This window comes from Brachybacterium squillarum M-6-3 (assembly GCF_000225825.1).
In the GTDB taxonomy this organism is placed as follows: Bacteria; Actinomycetota; Actinomycetes; order Actinomycetales; family Dermabacteraceae; genus Brachybacterium; species Brachybacterium squillarum.
The window spans coordinates 1335692-1348482 of sequence record NZ_AGBX01000001.1 but is presented as its reverse complement, the minus strand read 5'-3'; the positions used below and the strand labels follow the sequence as shown (position 1 = coordinate 1348482).

General features: G+C 74.2%; 10 protein-coding genes. 4 read left to right on the top strand and 6 right to left on the bottom strand.

The window, feature by feature from the left end:
• Positions 1–323: 323 nt before the first annotated feature.
• The 3 genes from OM98_RS05915 to OM98_RS05905 all read right to left on the bottom strand — a co-directional run bounded on the left by OM98_RS05915 (position 324) and on the right by OM98_RS05905 (position 4416).
• On the bottom strand, positions 324–1637 hold the full coding sequence (locus tag OM98_RS05915) for a uracil-xanthine permease family protein (RefSeq protein ID WP_010533681.1): 1314 nt from the start codon (positions 1635–1637) through the stop codon (positions 324–326).
• Positions 1638–1759: 122 nt separating this feature from the next.
• Positions 1760–3745: a DUF7937 domain-containing protein gene (locus tag OM98_RS15985; protein ID WP_010533680.1), complete on the bottom strand. Its 1986-nt coding sequence runs from the start codon at positions 3743–3745 to the stop codon at positions 1760–1762.
• Positions 3746–3996: 251 nt separating this feature from the next.
• On the bottom strand, positions 3997–4416 hold the full coding sequence (locus tag OM98_RS05905; RefSeq protein ID WP_010533679.1) for a YccF domain-containing protein: 420 nt from the start codon (positions 4414–4416) through the stop codon (positions 3997–3999).
• A 141-nt stretch (positions 4417–4557) separates the two neighbouring features.
• Between OM98_RS05905 and argS the strand changes: the two genes are divergently transcribed.
• The gene (argS, locus tag OM98_RS05900) at positions 4558–6324 is read left to right on the top strand and encodes an arginine--tRNA ligase (protein ID WP_010533678.1); all 1767 of its coding nucleotides are present in this window, start codon (positions 4558–4560) and stop codon (positions 6322–6324) included.
• Between the two features lie 135 nt (positions 6325–6459).
• Positions 6460–7170: a lysoplasmalogenase family protein gene (locus OM98_RS05895; RefSeq protein WP_010533677.1), complete on the top strand. Its 711-nt coding sequence runs from the start codon at positions 6460–6462 to the stop codon at positions 7168–7170.
• 66 nt (positions 7171–7236) lie between these two features.
• Here OM98_RS05895 and OM98_RS05890 read toward each other — a convergent pair whose 3' ends face one another.
• A complete protein-coding gene (locus OM98_RS05890; RefSeq protein WP_010533676.1) occupies positions 7237–8136 on the bottom strand; it encodes an alpha/beta hydrolase fold domain-containing protein in 900 nt (299 codons plus the stop codon).
• A gap of 155 nt (positions 8137–8291) precedes the next feature.
• On the opposite strand from OM98_RS05890, the gene mtnN reads away from it, so the two are divergent.
• Positions 8292–9050, top strand: coding sequence for a 5'-methylthioadenosine/S-adenosylhomocysteine nucleosidase (gene mtnN, locus OM98_RS05885; protein WP_010533675.1), 759 nt, complete (start codon positions 8292–8294; stop codon positions 9048–9050).
• 29 nt (positions 9051–9079) lie between these two features.
• Here mtnN and OM98_RS05880 read toward each other — a convergent pair whose 3' ends face one another.
• Positions 9080–10018, bottom strand: coding sequence for an NAD(P)-dependent oxidoreductase (locus tag OM98_RS05880; RefSeq protein ID WP_010533674.1), 939 nt, complete (start codon positions 10016–10018; stop codon positions 9080–9082).
• 73 nt (positions 10019–10091) lie between these two features.
• Between OM98_RS05880 and OM98_RS05875 the strand changes: the two genes are divergently transcribed.
• Positions 10092–11888, top strand: coding sequence for an alpha/beta hydrolase (locus tag OM98_RS05875; protein ID WP_010533673.1), 1797 nt, complete (start codon positions 10092–10094; stop codon positions 11886–11888).
• A gap of 63 nt (positions 11889–11951) precedes the next feature.
• Here OM98_RS05875 and OM98_RS05870 read toward each other — a convergent pair whose 3' ends face one another.
• Positions 11952–12788 (bottom strand): sulfurtransferase, encoded by an 837-nt coding sequence (locus tag OM98_RS05870; RefSeq protein WP_010533672.1) that lies wholly within the window; start codon positions 12786–12788, stop codon positions 11952–11954.
• Positions 12789–12791 lie beyond the last annotated feature (3 nt).

The window sequence follows — 12791 nt, the reverse complement described above, 5'->3', positions numbered from 1 at the left end:
ATCTCCTCCCCCACCGTCCCTTCGCCATCGAGATCTTCGTTCGGGTTGCCCTGACCGCCCCGAAGCAACCCGTTCGCAGATCTCGACGCCGGGCTCGGCCGCTCCCCCACCGAACTCTTCACGATGGCGCCTTCGGGCCGCCATTCCCGCACGAATGAAGAGGTTGGCGTTCGGGAGGGCGGCGGGGGAAGGATGGGCCGACCGGGAGGGCAGGCGCCCAGGTCGGCCGGGCCAGGCCAATACAAGGCCGCCGGGAGCCGCCGGGACCGATCGGGGGCGCCGGGGCGGACCGCTGGGGCGGCGCGTGCGCCTCCCCGTCCGGCTCAGTGCTCCGGGCGGACGGCGGGGATCTCGCCGGTGCGCGCCACGGGCTCCTGGTGGACGGCGTCGGTGCCGGTGGCGCGGCCGATCAGCGTCATCAGGTGGTAGATGATCAGCGCCGCCAGGGTGCCCAGCGCGATGCCGGTGAGCTGGATGCCGTCGAAGGTCCAGGTGACGTTGGCGATGCCGACCACCAGGGCGACGCCCGCGGTGAACTGGTTCTTGGGCTTGGAGAAGTCGACCTTGCCGTCCACCCACATGCGCACGCCGACGATGCCGATCAGGCCGTACAGCACGAAGGTGACGCCGCCCAGCACCCCGGCGGGGATGGTGAAGATCGCCGCGCCCACCTTCGGGGACAGCGACAGCAGGATCGCGACCACGCCGGCCACCCAGTAGGCGGCGGTGGAGTAGACGCGGGTGGCGCTCATGACGCCGATGTTCTCGCCGTAGGTGGTGGTCGGGGAGCCGCCGAAGCCGGCGGAGAGCATGGTCGCCAGGCCGTCGGAGGCGAGGGTCCGCCCCACCATGTGGTCGAGGTTGCGGCGGGTCATCAGGCCGACGCTGGTCACGTGGCCGACGTTCTCCGCCAGCAGCACCAGCACCACGGGCAGGAACATCGGCAGCAGGCCGAGCTCGACGGTGGGGTGGTGGAACTCGGGCAGACCGAACCAGGCGGCCTCGCGCACGGAGGAGAAGTCCACCTCGCCGCGGGCGACCGCCACGCCGTAGCCGAGCAGCACGCCCAGCAGCACGGACACCCGGCCCAGCAGGCCGCGGAACAGGGCGGTGCACAGCACCACCGCGAACAGCGTGATGGTGGCGGTGACGGCGGACTGCTGGAAGTTCTCGTAGGCCGTGGGGGCGAGGTTGAAGCCGATCAGGGCGACGATCGAGCCCATCACCACCGGAGGCATCAGCGCGCCGATCCAGGCGGTGCCGATGCGGGAGACGAGCAGGCCCAGCAGCGCCAGCAGGGCGCCGGTGACCATCACCCCGCCGAGGGCCGCGCCCATCGAGTCGGCGGCGGTGGCGGCCGTGATGGGGGCGATGAAGGCGAAGGAGGAGCCGAGGTAGCTGGGCACCTTGTTCTGGGTGATGACCAGGAACAGCAGGGTGCCGATGCCGGAGAACAGCAGGGTGGTGGACGGCGGGAAGCCGGTCAGCAGCGGCACCAGGAAGGTGGCGCCGAACATGGCGACCACGTGCTGGGCGCCGATGCCGATGGTGAGCGGCCAGGCCAGCCGCTCCTCGGGGGCGACGATCGCGTCGGGGGCGACGGATCGCCCGACGCCGTGCAGGGTCCAGCGGAACATGGGGCCGTCCTGGGGGGTGAGGAGGGGACTGCGGGGGCGGGATGCTGCGAGGGAGCGCGCCGACCCTCGTCCGGGGGGGGACGAGACGGGGCGGCACCCGGGGAGCGCGCCGCCCGCGCGGGTCAGCCGCCGGGGAAGGCCTTCTTGCGGGAGCGCTCCTCGGTGACGTCGGGAACGCGGTCGAACAGGGGGCTGCGACCGCCGGAGCGGAGCCGGAAGTCGGTGAACATCTGGCCGAGGTCGGGGGCACCGAACTCGTCGCGCACCGGGGCGGGCACGGTCAGCATGAGCGCCACCGCGATGCCGATCGCGAGGGCCACGCCGCCGGTGGTCAGGCCCGCGCCGGCGCCCGCACCGAGGGAGTTCACGATGATGTCGAGGAAGCCGACGACCACCAGCACCACCCCGGCGACGACGCCGCTGGAGCGGGCGAGGTCGGCCGGCTTCTCCAGCAGGGAGCGGCGCGCGAACAGGGAGACGACGACGAAGCTGGCGCAGATGGCGGCGTCGAACAGATGCAGCACGGTGCCGCCGGCGGTGACCTCGGAGCCGCCCGCGATGGCGGCCATGATCTGCCAGAACACGGCGGCGACGTGCATGATCACGCTGAACTCGAGGGCGCGCACGGTGTAGACCAGCCAGTCGGGGCGCTGGAAGGACATCGGCATGGTGCGCACGAAGGACCGCGAGATCATCAGCCCGAATGCGGCGAAGAGGAACGGCAGGTACACGTAGCCGGTGGCGAAGCTGATCGGGGTGGCGAACTCCAGGCGCAGCGTGTTGTCGGCCAAGGCCGCGATCACCAGTCCGCCGACGGCGGCGGTGCAGAACACGAACCAGGAGCGGTCCCGCAGCAGCGCCGAGGCCAGCACGATGAGCAGCAGCAGCACGGAGACGACGGCGCTGGCGAAGGTCATCAGCGAGTACGCCCAGCCGGTGGTGAAGATGCGACCCACGATCATCACCAGCGCGATGAGCAGGGAGACGGCCGCGGCGACGCCGATGCCGATGAGGGCCTGCCGGGAGCGCTCGCGGGCGCGGGTGGTGGGCAGGTAGCCCTCGTGGGCGCGGGGCTCGATGCCGACCAGGGCGCCGAGCAGCAGCAGGGAGACGCCGACGCCGATGCCGACGGGCGGCCCCTCGGGCAGGGAGGCGAACAGCACCGGGATCGACAGCACCAGGTCGGCGACGATGACGCCGAGGGCGGTGAGCAGCGCCGGCATCATGCCGAAGAAGCGCACGCCGCGCACGAGGCGCAGGGGCGGCTCGGAGGGGATCCAGCGCAGCAGGTGCACGGCGAGCATCGCGGCCACGGAGACCCCGATGGCGATGCGGCTGACGAGGTCCAGCAGCGGCAGCTCGCCGAGGGTGAAGGTGGTGGTCAGCGCCGAGACCAGGCAGATCAGGGCGAGCACGTCGCGCAGGGTGTCGAAGACGCCGATGGCGCGGAAGCGCTCGGGCAGGGAGATCCAGCCCAGGCGCTCGTCGATGCGCTCCTCGGCGTTGGGGGTGGTGCCGGAGCGGGCGTAGCTGGGCTTCTCCTCGCGGGACTGCTCCTCCGGGGCCTCGCCGTCCTCGTCCAGGGCGGGCAGGGCGCCGGTGGCGGCGTCCGGCTCGGCGTCGGGGCGGGAGCGCTCGGCGTGGGCGTCCTCGGTGCCGGGGCGGGCCCCGGCGAGGGCGGGCGCGGGGGCACCCGCCCAGGGCTTGCGGGGGCGCCGCTCGCCGGAGGGGCTGCGGCGCAGGTCGCCGGCGCCGCCGCGGCGGAGGTCCGCGGGGTCCAGGCGGGAGAGGTCGACGGTGGCGTGCTCGTCCGCGGCGGGCGCGGGGGCGTCCGGTGCCTGCTCGGTGCGGGTGCGATCGGGGGCCTCGGTGCGCTGCTCGCCGCGGGGGTCCGAGGAGCCGCGGGGGTCGCCGGGGGCGGGGCTCTCGCCACCCTCGGGGAGGCTGGGCTCGGCGCGACGGGCCAGCAGCGGCGCGGCGTAGCGGTCGAACTCGGCGCGGTCCGGGAGGCGCTCGGTGGGGAGGGTGTGCGGATCCGAGGAGGCGAAGATCCAGTCCGCGTCCTGGTTCTCCTCCTCGTGCGGATCCCGGTCCAGATCCCTGGCCATAAGTCCTGCTCCCCCGTGGTGTGGCGCCGTGCCCGCGCGGGTGCGCAGGCGTGTCTGCGGGAAGTCTAGGGAGGGTGCCGGAGATGCCCGGGGCGGCGCGCCGCGCACCGGGCAGGTGTGAGGGAGCCGTCGCCGCCCGGTGCCGCGGGACCAGGACGGGCACGGCGGCAGGACGGGCTCATCGCCGGGGGCAGGGTCGAGGGCCCCGGCACCCCGGGCCACGCCGGTCCTGGCGCGGCCCCCGAGCGGGCTCAGCGGGCGGTCGGCAGCATCTGGGCGCGGCGATCGTCGGAGTCGACGACCTCCTTGCCGAAGGGGAAGCAGGTGACCGGGATCAGCTTGATGTTCGCCCAGGCCAGCGGCAGGCCGATGATGGTGATCGCCTGGGCCACGGCGGTGACGACGTGCCCGAGGGCCAGCCACCAGCCGGCCACGACGAACCAGATCACGTTGCCGACGGTGCCGATGGCGCCGCCGCGGCCGGTGTCGACCACCTCACGTCCGAAGGGCCAGATCACGAAGCCGGCGATGCGGAAGGAGGCCAGACCGAAGGGGATGGTGATGATGAGCAGGCAGGCCAGCACGCCGGCGACCAGGTACCCCAGGAACAGGGCCCATCCGGCGGTGACCAGCCAGATCAGGTTCAGGATCAGGGTGATGAGTGCGCGCATGCCCCCAGCCTAGGAAGGGGTCCCGACACACGGAAGGGGGGCCATCCCCCGTTCCTGAGCCCCGGCTCCCCCGTCCCCGACGCCTCCGCGAGGGTGCTCCCGCCCCCGCGACGCGCCCGGCACCCCGATTACCCTGGGAGTATGCCTGCTCCCGAGATCGCGCTGACCGAGCGTTTCCAGTCCGCCTTCGCCGCCGCCTTCGGGCCCGAATTCGCCGATGCGGATCCGATCATCCGTCCCTCGCAGTTCGCCGACTTCCAGTGCAACGCCGCGATGGGCCTGGCGAAGCGCCTGGGCCGCAAGCCCCGCGACATCGCCCAGGACATCCTCGACGCCGTCGACCTGACGGACATCGCCGAGACGCCGGAGATCGCGGGGCCGGGTTTCCTGAACATCCGCCTGCGCACCGACTGGGTCGCCGCGCAGGCCGCCGAGCTGGCCGGGGACGAGCGCCTGGGCGCCCCGGTGCCGGAGCACGCGGACACCGTGGTGGTGGACTACTCCGCGCCGAACGTCGCCAAGGAGATGCACGTCGGCCACCTGCGCACCACCGTGGTGGGCGACGCCCTGGCCCGCACCCTGGAGAAGCTCGGCCACCGAGTGATCCGCCAGAACCACATCGGCGACTGGGGCACCCCTTTCGGCATGCTCATCGAGCACCTGCTCGAGGTGGGCGAGGACGGCTCCGAGGCGGAGCTGCTGGTCACCGACCCCAATGCCTTCTACCAGGCGGCCCGCGCCAAGTTCGACGCCGCCGAGGCGGCGGGCAAGGCCGCGGACGGCTCCGACTTCGCCTCCCGGGCCCGCCGGCGCGTGGCGACCCTGCAGTCGGGCGACGCAGAGAGCCTGCGCATCTGGACGCACCTCGTGGAGCTGTCCAAGGGCTACTTCCACCGCATCTACGACATGCTGGACGTGACCCTGACGGACGCGGACCTGGCCGGCGAGTCCACCTACAACGACCAGCTCGAGAGCGTCTGCGCGGACCTCGAGGAGGACGGCATCGCCCGGATCTCCGACGGCGCGCTGTGCGTCTTCCCGGAGGGCTTCACGGGCCGCGACGAGCAGCCGCTGCCGCTGATCGTGCGCAAGTCCGACGGCGGCTACGGCTACGCCACCACGGACCTCGCGGCGATCCGCCATCGCGTGCACGATCTGGGGGCGGACCGCATCGCCTACGTCGTCGGCACCGCGCAGGAGCTGCACTTCCAGATGGTCTTCGCCACCGCCCGGGCGGCCGGCTGGCTGCCCGCCGAGGTCGAGGCGACCCACGTGAAGATCGGCTCCGTGCTGGGCGAGGACGGCAAGATCCTGCGCACCCGCTCGGGCGCCTCGCTCCGGCTGATGGCGCTGCTGGAGGAGGCCACGGCCACCGCCCGCGGCGTGATCGACGAGCTGCGTCCCGACCTGCCCGACGACGAGCGCGCCTCGATCGCGCACGCCATCGGCATCGGCGGCGTGAAGTACGCGGACCTCTCCACCGCGCACGACTCGGACTACACCTTCGACCTGGACCGGATGCTGGCGCTGACAGGCAACACCGCGCCGTACCTGCAGTACGCGGTGGCGCGGATCCGCTCGATCGCCCGCAAGGCCGCCGCCCAGGGCATCACCGCGGACGGCGCCGCCCCGCGGGTCGAGAACGACGCCGAGCGCGCCCTGGCGCTGACGCTGCTGGAGTACGGGCCGACGCTGGAGCAGGTGGGCGCCGACTTCGAGCCCCACAGGCTGTGCGCCTACCTGTTCTCCCTCGCGCAGGCCTTCACCGCCTTCTACGACGCCTCGCCGATCCTCAAGGAGTCCGACGAACAGGTCCGGGCGGGCCGGCTGGCCCTGGCGACGCTCGCCGAGCGGGTCCTCGTGGAGGGACTGGACGCCCTCGGCGTGCGCGCTCCGCAGCAGATGTGAGCGCGAGTTCCAACCGTTTCATCTTCAAGCATCAGGACCGCGTTATGCGACCGTGTCCAGCCGTTATGTAACCGTGAGCGACATCCCCGGCAATCTGTCTGGCCGCACCCCGGGGCCGGTCCCTAGCCTGGGGAGGTGAGTCCCTCCCGCAGTGCCGTCACCGCCCTCTGGGTGGCCTACGCCGTGATCGGCGTGACCCATCTGGGGGCGATCCTCGGCGACCTCGCGGTGCTGCAGCGGACCACCCAGATGATGCTGGCCCCGGTGCTGCTGGCGGCCCTGCTCACCGCCGCGCCGCGGCTGACCCGCATCACCACCTTCATGGCGATCGGCCTGATCTCCGCGACGGCCGGGGACTCCCTGAGCCAGGTCGCCCCGGAGGCGGTGCAGCAGATCTCGGCGGAGTTCTTCCTGCTGGCGATCATCTGCTACTCGGTGGCGCTGATGCCGCTGTGGCGCACCAACCGCGACCCGCTGCGGCTGGCGCTCGCGATACCCTACGGCGCGGTGGTGATCGGCCTGTTCCTGGCCTGCGCCGACGGCGCCGGGCCGCTGCTGCCGCTGGTGGCGGCCTACGCGATCGCCCTGGCCACGATGGCCTTCCTGTCCTCGGGCGGCAACGGCATGACCTGGACCGGGGGCACGCTGTTCCTGCTGTCCAGCTCGGTGCTGGCGATGACCTGGTTCCTGCCGGGAGCCTCGATCGGCTACTCCACGGTCTGGGTGATGTTCACCTACATCGTGGGCCAGGCGATGCTGGTCGGCGGCGTGATCCAGCTGCTGCCGGAGCGGCGCTGGGAGCTGCAGCCGGAGGAGCCCCCAGTGCTGGTGATCGTCGAGGGCTGATGGTCCGGGGCCTCCGCCCGGCGGCGGTGCGGCCGGTGCCCCCGGCCCTCCCGGCGTCGGTGGGACTCAGCGCCCCAGCGCCCGCCCGATGACGGCGGCCTGCTCCCGGTGCAGCCGGTCGATGTCCTCCCCGCGCCGCGGGAACCACTGCAGGCCCAGCTTGCCGGCCACCTCGCGGTAGGTCACGGCGACGCCCTCCTCCTCGAGCTGCAGGCGCACGATGCGGACCTCGGAGAGGAACAGGTCCTTGGTGCCGACGCTCAGGTGCACCGGCGGCAGGCCGGTGAGCTGGGCGTGCAGCGGGGACAGCAGCGGGTCGGCGAGGTCGGTGCGGCCGGCGTAGCTGCGGGCGGCGTCGCGCAGCAGGCGGCGCTCGTGCACCGGGTCGGCCTGGCCGGTGGTCTCGGTGATCCCGGCGTTGGCCAGCTCCATGTCGAGCCAGGGGGAGACGGCGACCACGGCCACCGGGGCGGGCACGTCCCCCCGCTCGCGCAGGCGGTGGGCGACGGTGAGGGCGAGGCCGCCGCCGGCGTGCTGGCCGCTGAGCACCCAGGGCGCCGCGGCGAGGCGGCCGTCGGCGGCGAGCGCGTCGAGCACGGCCTCGGTGTCGTCCAGGGCGATGGGGTGCTGGTGGTCGGGGGCGGTGCGGTAGTCGACCATGAGGGCGGCGCAGCCGCGGGCCTCGGCCTGACGGGAGAGCCAGGCCCAGTCGGACGCGAAGGGGCCGGAGACGAAGGCACCGCCGTGCAGGTGGACGATCACGCCCTGGTCGGCGCGGTGGCCGTCGAGCCATACGCAGCGGGTGCGGCCGATCATCTCGACCTCGACGCCGTGGCGCTTCTGCACGTCGCCCGGGGGCAGCGCGCGGCGTGCCTCGCGCAGCGCCGGCAGGGAGACCACGGAGGGGATCGGGATGCGGCTGACCGTGCGTGCGCCCGTCACCACGGCGTCCCGGATGCGACCCATCACTGCCTCCTGTCCGCGGCCCACGGGCCGCCTCGATGCCGATGCGCCCAGCCTAACGAACCTCCCTGCACGCTCCCGGGGCGGAGGGCCGGGGCCCCGCGCGGCAGGGTGTCCCGTGCGCAGGGGGCATCCGCCCGCTCCCGTAGCCTGGCGCCATGCACGATGCCGCCTCCCCCGCCCCTGCCATCGCCCCTGCTGCCGACGGTCCCCTGCTGGTGGTGGTCGCGATGCCCGAGGAGGCGGCCCCGCTGCTCGCCCGCCTGGAGGACGCCGCGCCGCTGCCCTGCCCGCTGCCGGAGCCGGTGGCGGCGGTGCGCGGTCGTCTCGGCGGCGCCGACACGGTGGTGCTGACCAGCGGCATCGGCGTGGCCGCGGCGACGACGGCGAGCACCTGGGCGCTGCTGACGCTGGCCCCGCGCGCGCTGGTCTCGGCCGGCTCCTGCGGGGGCCTCGCCGCCGACATGGAGGTGGGCACCGTGATCGTCGGGGAGTACTTCACCTGGTCCATCGCCGACGCGACGGCCTTCGGCTACGCCCCCGGGCAGGTGCCGGGCGGTCCCGTGCGCCATCACGCCGACGCGGACCTGGCCGCCCGCGCCCGCATGGCCGCGGAGAGCCTGGACGGGGATCCGGCGGTGCGGTCGGGGCTGATGCTGGCCGGGGACGCCTTCGTCACCGCGGACATCGCCGCGCCGATGCGGGACCGCTTCCCCGAGGCGCTCAGCGCGGACATGGAGACCACGGCCCACGCGCGTGCCGCTGAGGCGTTCGGGGTGCCCTTCACGGCGCTGCGGGCGGTCTCGGACCTGTGCGGCCCGGCGGCCGGTCAGCAGTTCCACCTGGAGCTGGACGTGGTCGCGGAGACCTCCGCCCGCGCCGTCGAGGCCCTGGCCACGGGGCACACGGCCGGCTGAGCCCAGACGGCAGGACCCGGCGGGCGGGGTCAGCGGGCCGCGAGGTGCAGCAACTCCTCCCCCGCGTCCAGGCGACGCAGGTTCTCGGTGATCCGGGTGTCCGCGCCGACGGGCTTCCCGCCCGCGGAATGCGGGGTGATGATCAGGCGCGGCGCGTCCCACAGCGGGTCCTCGGCCGGCAGCGGCTCGGGGTCGGTGACGTCCAGCCCGGCGCCGCCCAGCGTCCCGGCCTCCAGGGCCGCGCGCAGGGCGACGGGGTCCACGGTGGTGCCGCGGCCGACGTTCACCAGGACGGCGCGGTCCGGCAGGGCCTCCAGCACGGCGGCGTCGATCGCGTGATGGGTGGCGTCGCCTCCGGGCAGGATGTCGATGACCACGTCGGTGCCGGGCAGCTCGGCGGCCACCTCGGACTCGGCGACGACGGGGAATCCGGCCCGCTCCCCCGCGCTGCGGGCCACGCCCCGCACCTCGGCGCCGAGGCCCGCGAGGACGGGCGCGACGGTCTGGCCGATCTCACCGAAGCCCCAGACCAGCACCCGCGCGCCGACCAGGGAGTTCAGCTTCTCGGGCGGGTTCAGCGGCTGCGGTCCGCCGATCTCCCCGGCCCAGCGGTGCTCGGCCTGCGCAGCCAGGGACTCGGGCAGGGAGCGCAGCAGCGCGAGCACCAGGCCGACGGTGTGCTCGGCGACGGTGAGGGAGTGCAGGCCGGCGCCGGTGGTGATCGGCACCTCCTCGGCGAAGCCCGCGGTGACGATGTTCTCCACCCCCGCGGAGAGCGACTGCACCAGGCGCAGCCGTGGCAGGGCGGCGGCGGAGGCGAGATGGCGGCGGGAGGGCGCCCACAGCACGATCGCCTCGGCGTCGCGGTGCTCGGCGGGGATCTCGGCGCGCGCGTCCACGGCGACGCCCTCCCAGCCGTCCGGGAGGGCGGGGGCGAGGTCGGTGCTGGTCGGCAGCAGGATCTTCATGACCCCCACCCTACGAGCCCGGACCACGAGCCCCCTGCCCCGACCGTTCGGGCGGTCCGTTAGCCTGAGCGGCATGAGACCCGGCTCCTCGCCCGCTGCCTCGTCCCTGCTCACCCGGTCGCTGCGGGGCGCCGCCCACCTGGCCCGTCACGCCACCCGCGCCACCCGACACCGGATCCGCCGCACCGCGATCACCCGCCCCCTGTCCACGGGCGGGTTCCTGGGTGCCTCGGCGGCCGGCTGGATCTCCACCTCGCCGAGCCTGCTGCCGCGCACCTGGTGGATGTGGACCGCGAACATCGGTCTCTCCCAGAGCTATGGCTACGCCGTCGGTGTGATCGCCGAGCAGATCGTGCGCCGCACCGGCTCGGCGCTGGGGGTCAGCATCGACATCGCCCCCGACCACCGGGCCCGTGCCCGGATGCTCGGCGCCTCCGCCCTGATCGGCATCTCGGCCTACTCCTGGGTGCGCGGCGTGCTGCGGCAGCGGGAGATCAGCCACCTGGTGCAGGAGCCGCCGAAGAACCTCGCCACCCACCTGGTGGGCACCGCGGGCGGCCTGGGGGCCTCCTTCACGGTGCTGGCGATGGTGCGTGCCGTCGGCGCGACCGCCTCGATGTACCAGGCGCTGCTGCGGCCGTACCTGCCGCCGCGCCTGCTGGGCACCGTCTCGCTGCTGCTGACGGCCGCAACGGTGGCGGTGCTCATCGACCGCCTGGGCCGCGGGCGCCTGCTGGAGCAGGCCGCCGAGCGCGCCGAGGCCGCCAACCGTCGCATCTCCCCGGAGATCCCGCAGCCCAGCTCGCCGCTGCGCTCTGGCGGCCCGGAGTCGCTGGAGAGCTGGGACTCGCTCGGGGCCCCGGGCCGGAAGATCGTCGCCGGCGGGGCGGACGCCGCGCTCATCGAGGCCACCATCGGCGCCCCCGCGCTCGAGCCGATCCGGGTGTACGCCGGGAAGTCCACCTCCCGCAGCCTGGAGGCGACCGTGCAGGCGGTGCTCGCGGAGCTGGAGCGCACCGGCGCCTTCGAGCGGGAGGTGCTGGTGCTGTTCACGGGCACCGGCACCGGCTGGCTGCAGGAGTGGTCGCTCTCCGCGATCGAGTTCCTCACCGGCGGCAACTGTGCGACCGCCTCCCTGCAGTACTCGGTCTACACCTCGGCGATGAGCTTCCTGGTGGACCGCCGCTCCCCGCAGGAGGCGGGACGACTGCTGTTCGAGGTGGTGCGCCGTCGCCTGGAGCGGATGCCGGCCGCGGAGCGACCCCGCCTGTTCGTGGCCGGGGAGTCCCTGGGCGCCTTCGGCGGGCACGCCGCCTTCGCCAGTCCCGAGGAGATGCTGGCCCTGGTCGACGGGGCCGTCTGGACCGGCACCCCGCCTTTCACCCCCGTCTGGCAGCGGATCGCGGAGCGGGGCCGACCCGGCTCCCCCGCGCTCGCGCCGATCATCGACAACGGGCGCCACGTCCGGGTGCTGACCCGGCCGCGGGAGCTGCACCGCAACTACTGGGGCGGCCTCTACGAGCCCTGGCAGCATCCGCGGGTGGTCTACGCCCAGCACCCCTCGGACCCGGTGGCCCGCTGGCGGCCCTCCCTGCTGTGGGAGGAGCCGGCCTGGCTGCGGGAGCGGGTGGGGCACGACGTCACCCCGGCGATGCGCTGGGTCCCCTGGATCACCTTCTGGCAGATCGCGGCGGACATGCCGCTGTCGGTGAAGGCCCCCGGCGGGCACGGCCACTCGTACCACGAGGAGATGGTGCCGATCTGGGCCGCGGTGCTGGGGCAGGACGCCGAGGGCATGACGGAGCTGGCCGCGCAGCGGCGGCGGCACCGGCGGATCGTGGAGGCGATCCGGCAGGTCACCGGCGGCTGAGCCCGTCCGCGGCCCGGGACCTCGGGGCGCTGCGCTCGCCGCGCAGGGCGGGCGTCGGAGGGCTCAGGGCGCCTCGCCGGTGGCGACCGGTCGGGAGGCGTCGGCGCTCCACTGCGACCAGGAGCCGGGGAACAGCCGCACCTGCTCGATGCCGGCACGCTGCAGGGCCAGCACGTCGTGCGTGGCGGTGACGCCGGAGCCGCAGTAGACGATCACCTCGGTGTCCGCGTCGATCCCGGCGGCGGCGAAGCGCTCGCGCAGGGCCTCCGGGCTCTCGAAGCGATTCCCCGCGGTGAGGTTGCCGGTGAAGGGCAGGTTGATCGCGCCCGGCACGTGGCCGGCGCGCGGATCGACGGGTTCGACCTCCCCGCGGTAGCGCTCGGGGGCGCGGGCATCGACCACCACGGCCTCCTCCGCGGCGACCTCCTCGATGTCGGCGAGGGCGGCGGCGGGCCAGTCCCGGGCGGTGACGTCCCCGGGGGCGGGCTCCGGGGTCTCGGTGCTCAGCTCGCCGTCCCAGGCGGCCAGGCCTCCGTCGAGCAGGGCGGCGGGGTGGCCGGCGGCGCGCAGCATCCACACCAGCCGGCTCGCCTGGGAGCCGTTGTCGTCGTCGTAGGCGATCACCGTCTCCCCCTCGCAGACCCCGGCGGCGCGCAGGGTGGCGGCGAAGTCCTCGGGCGACGGCAGCGGGTGGCGGCCCCCGTCCGGGGTGGCGGGGGCGGCAAGGGCCGTCGGCAGGTCGATGTAGACGGCGCCCGGCAGGTGGCCGTCGCGGTAGGTGTGCTCGCCCTTGGAGCCGTCCAGGGCCCAGCGCACGTCCAACAGGTGCACGGGGTCGGGGCCCGCGAGCAGGCCGCGCAGGGCGTCGACGTCGAGGATCGGGGGCAGCGAACTCGTCATGTC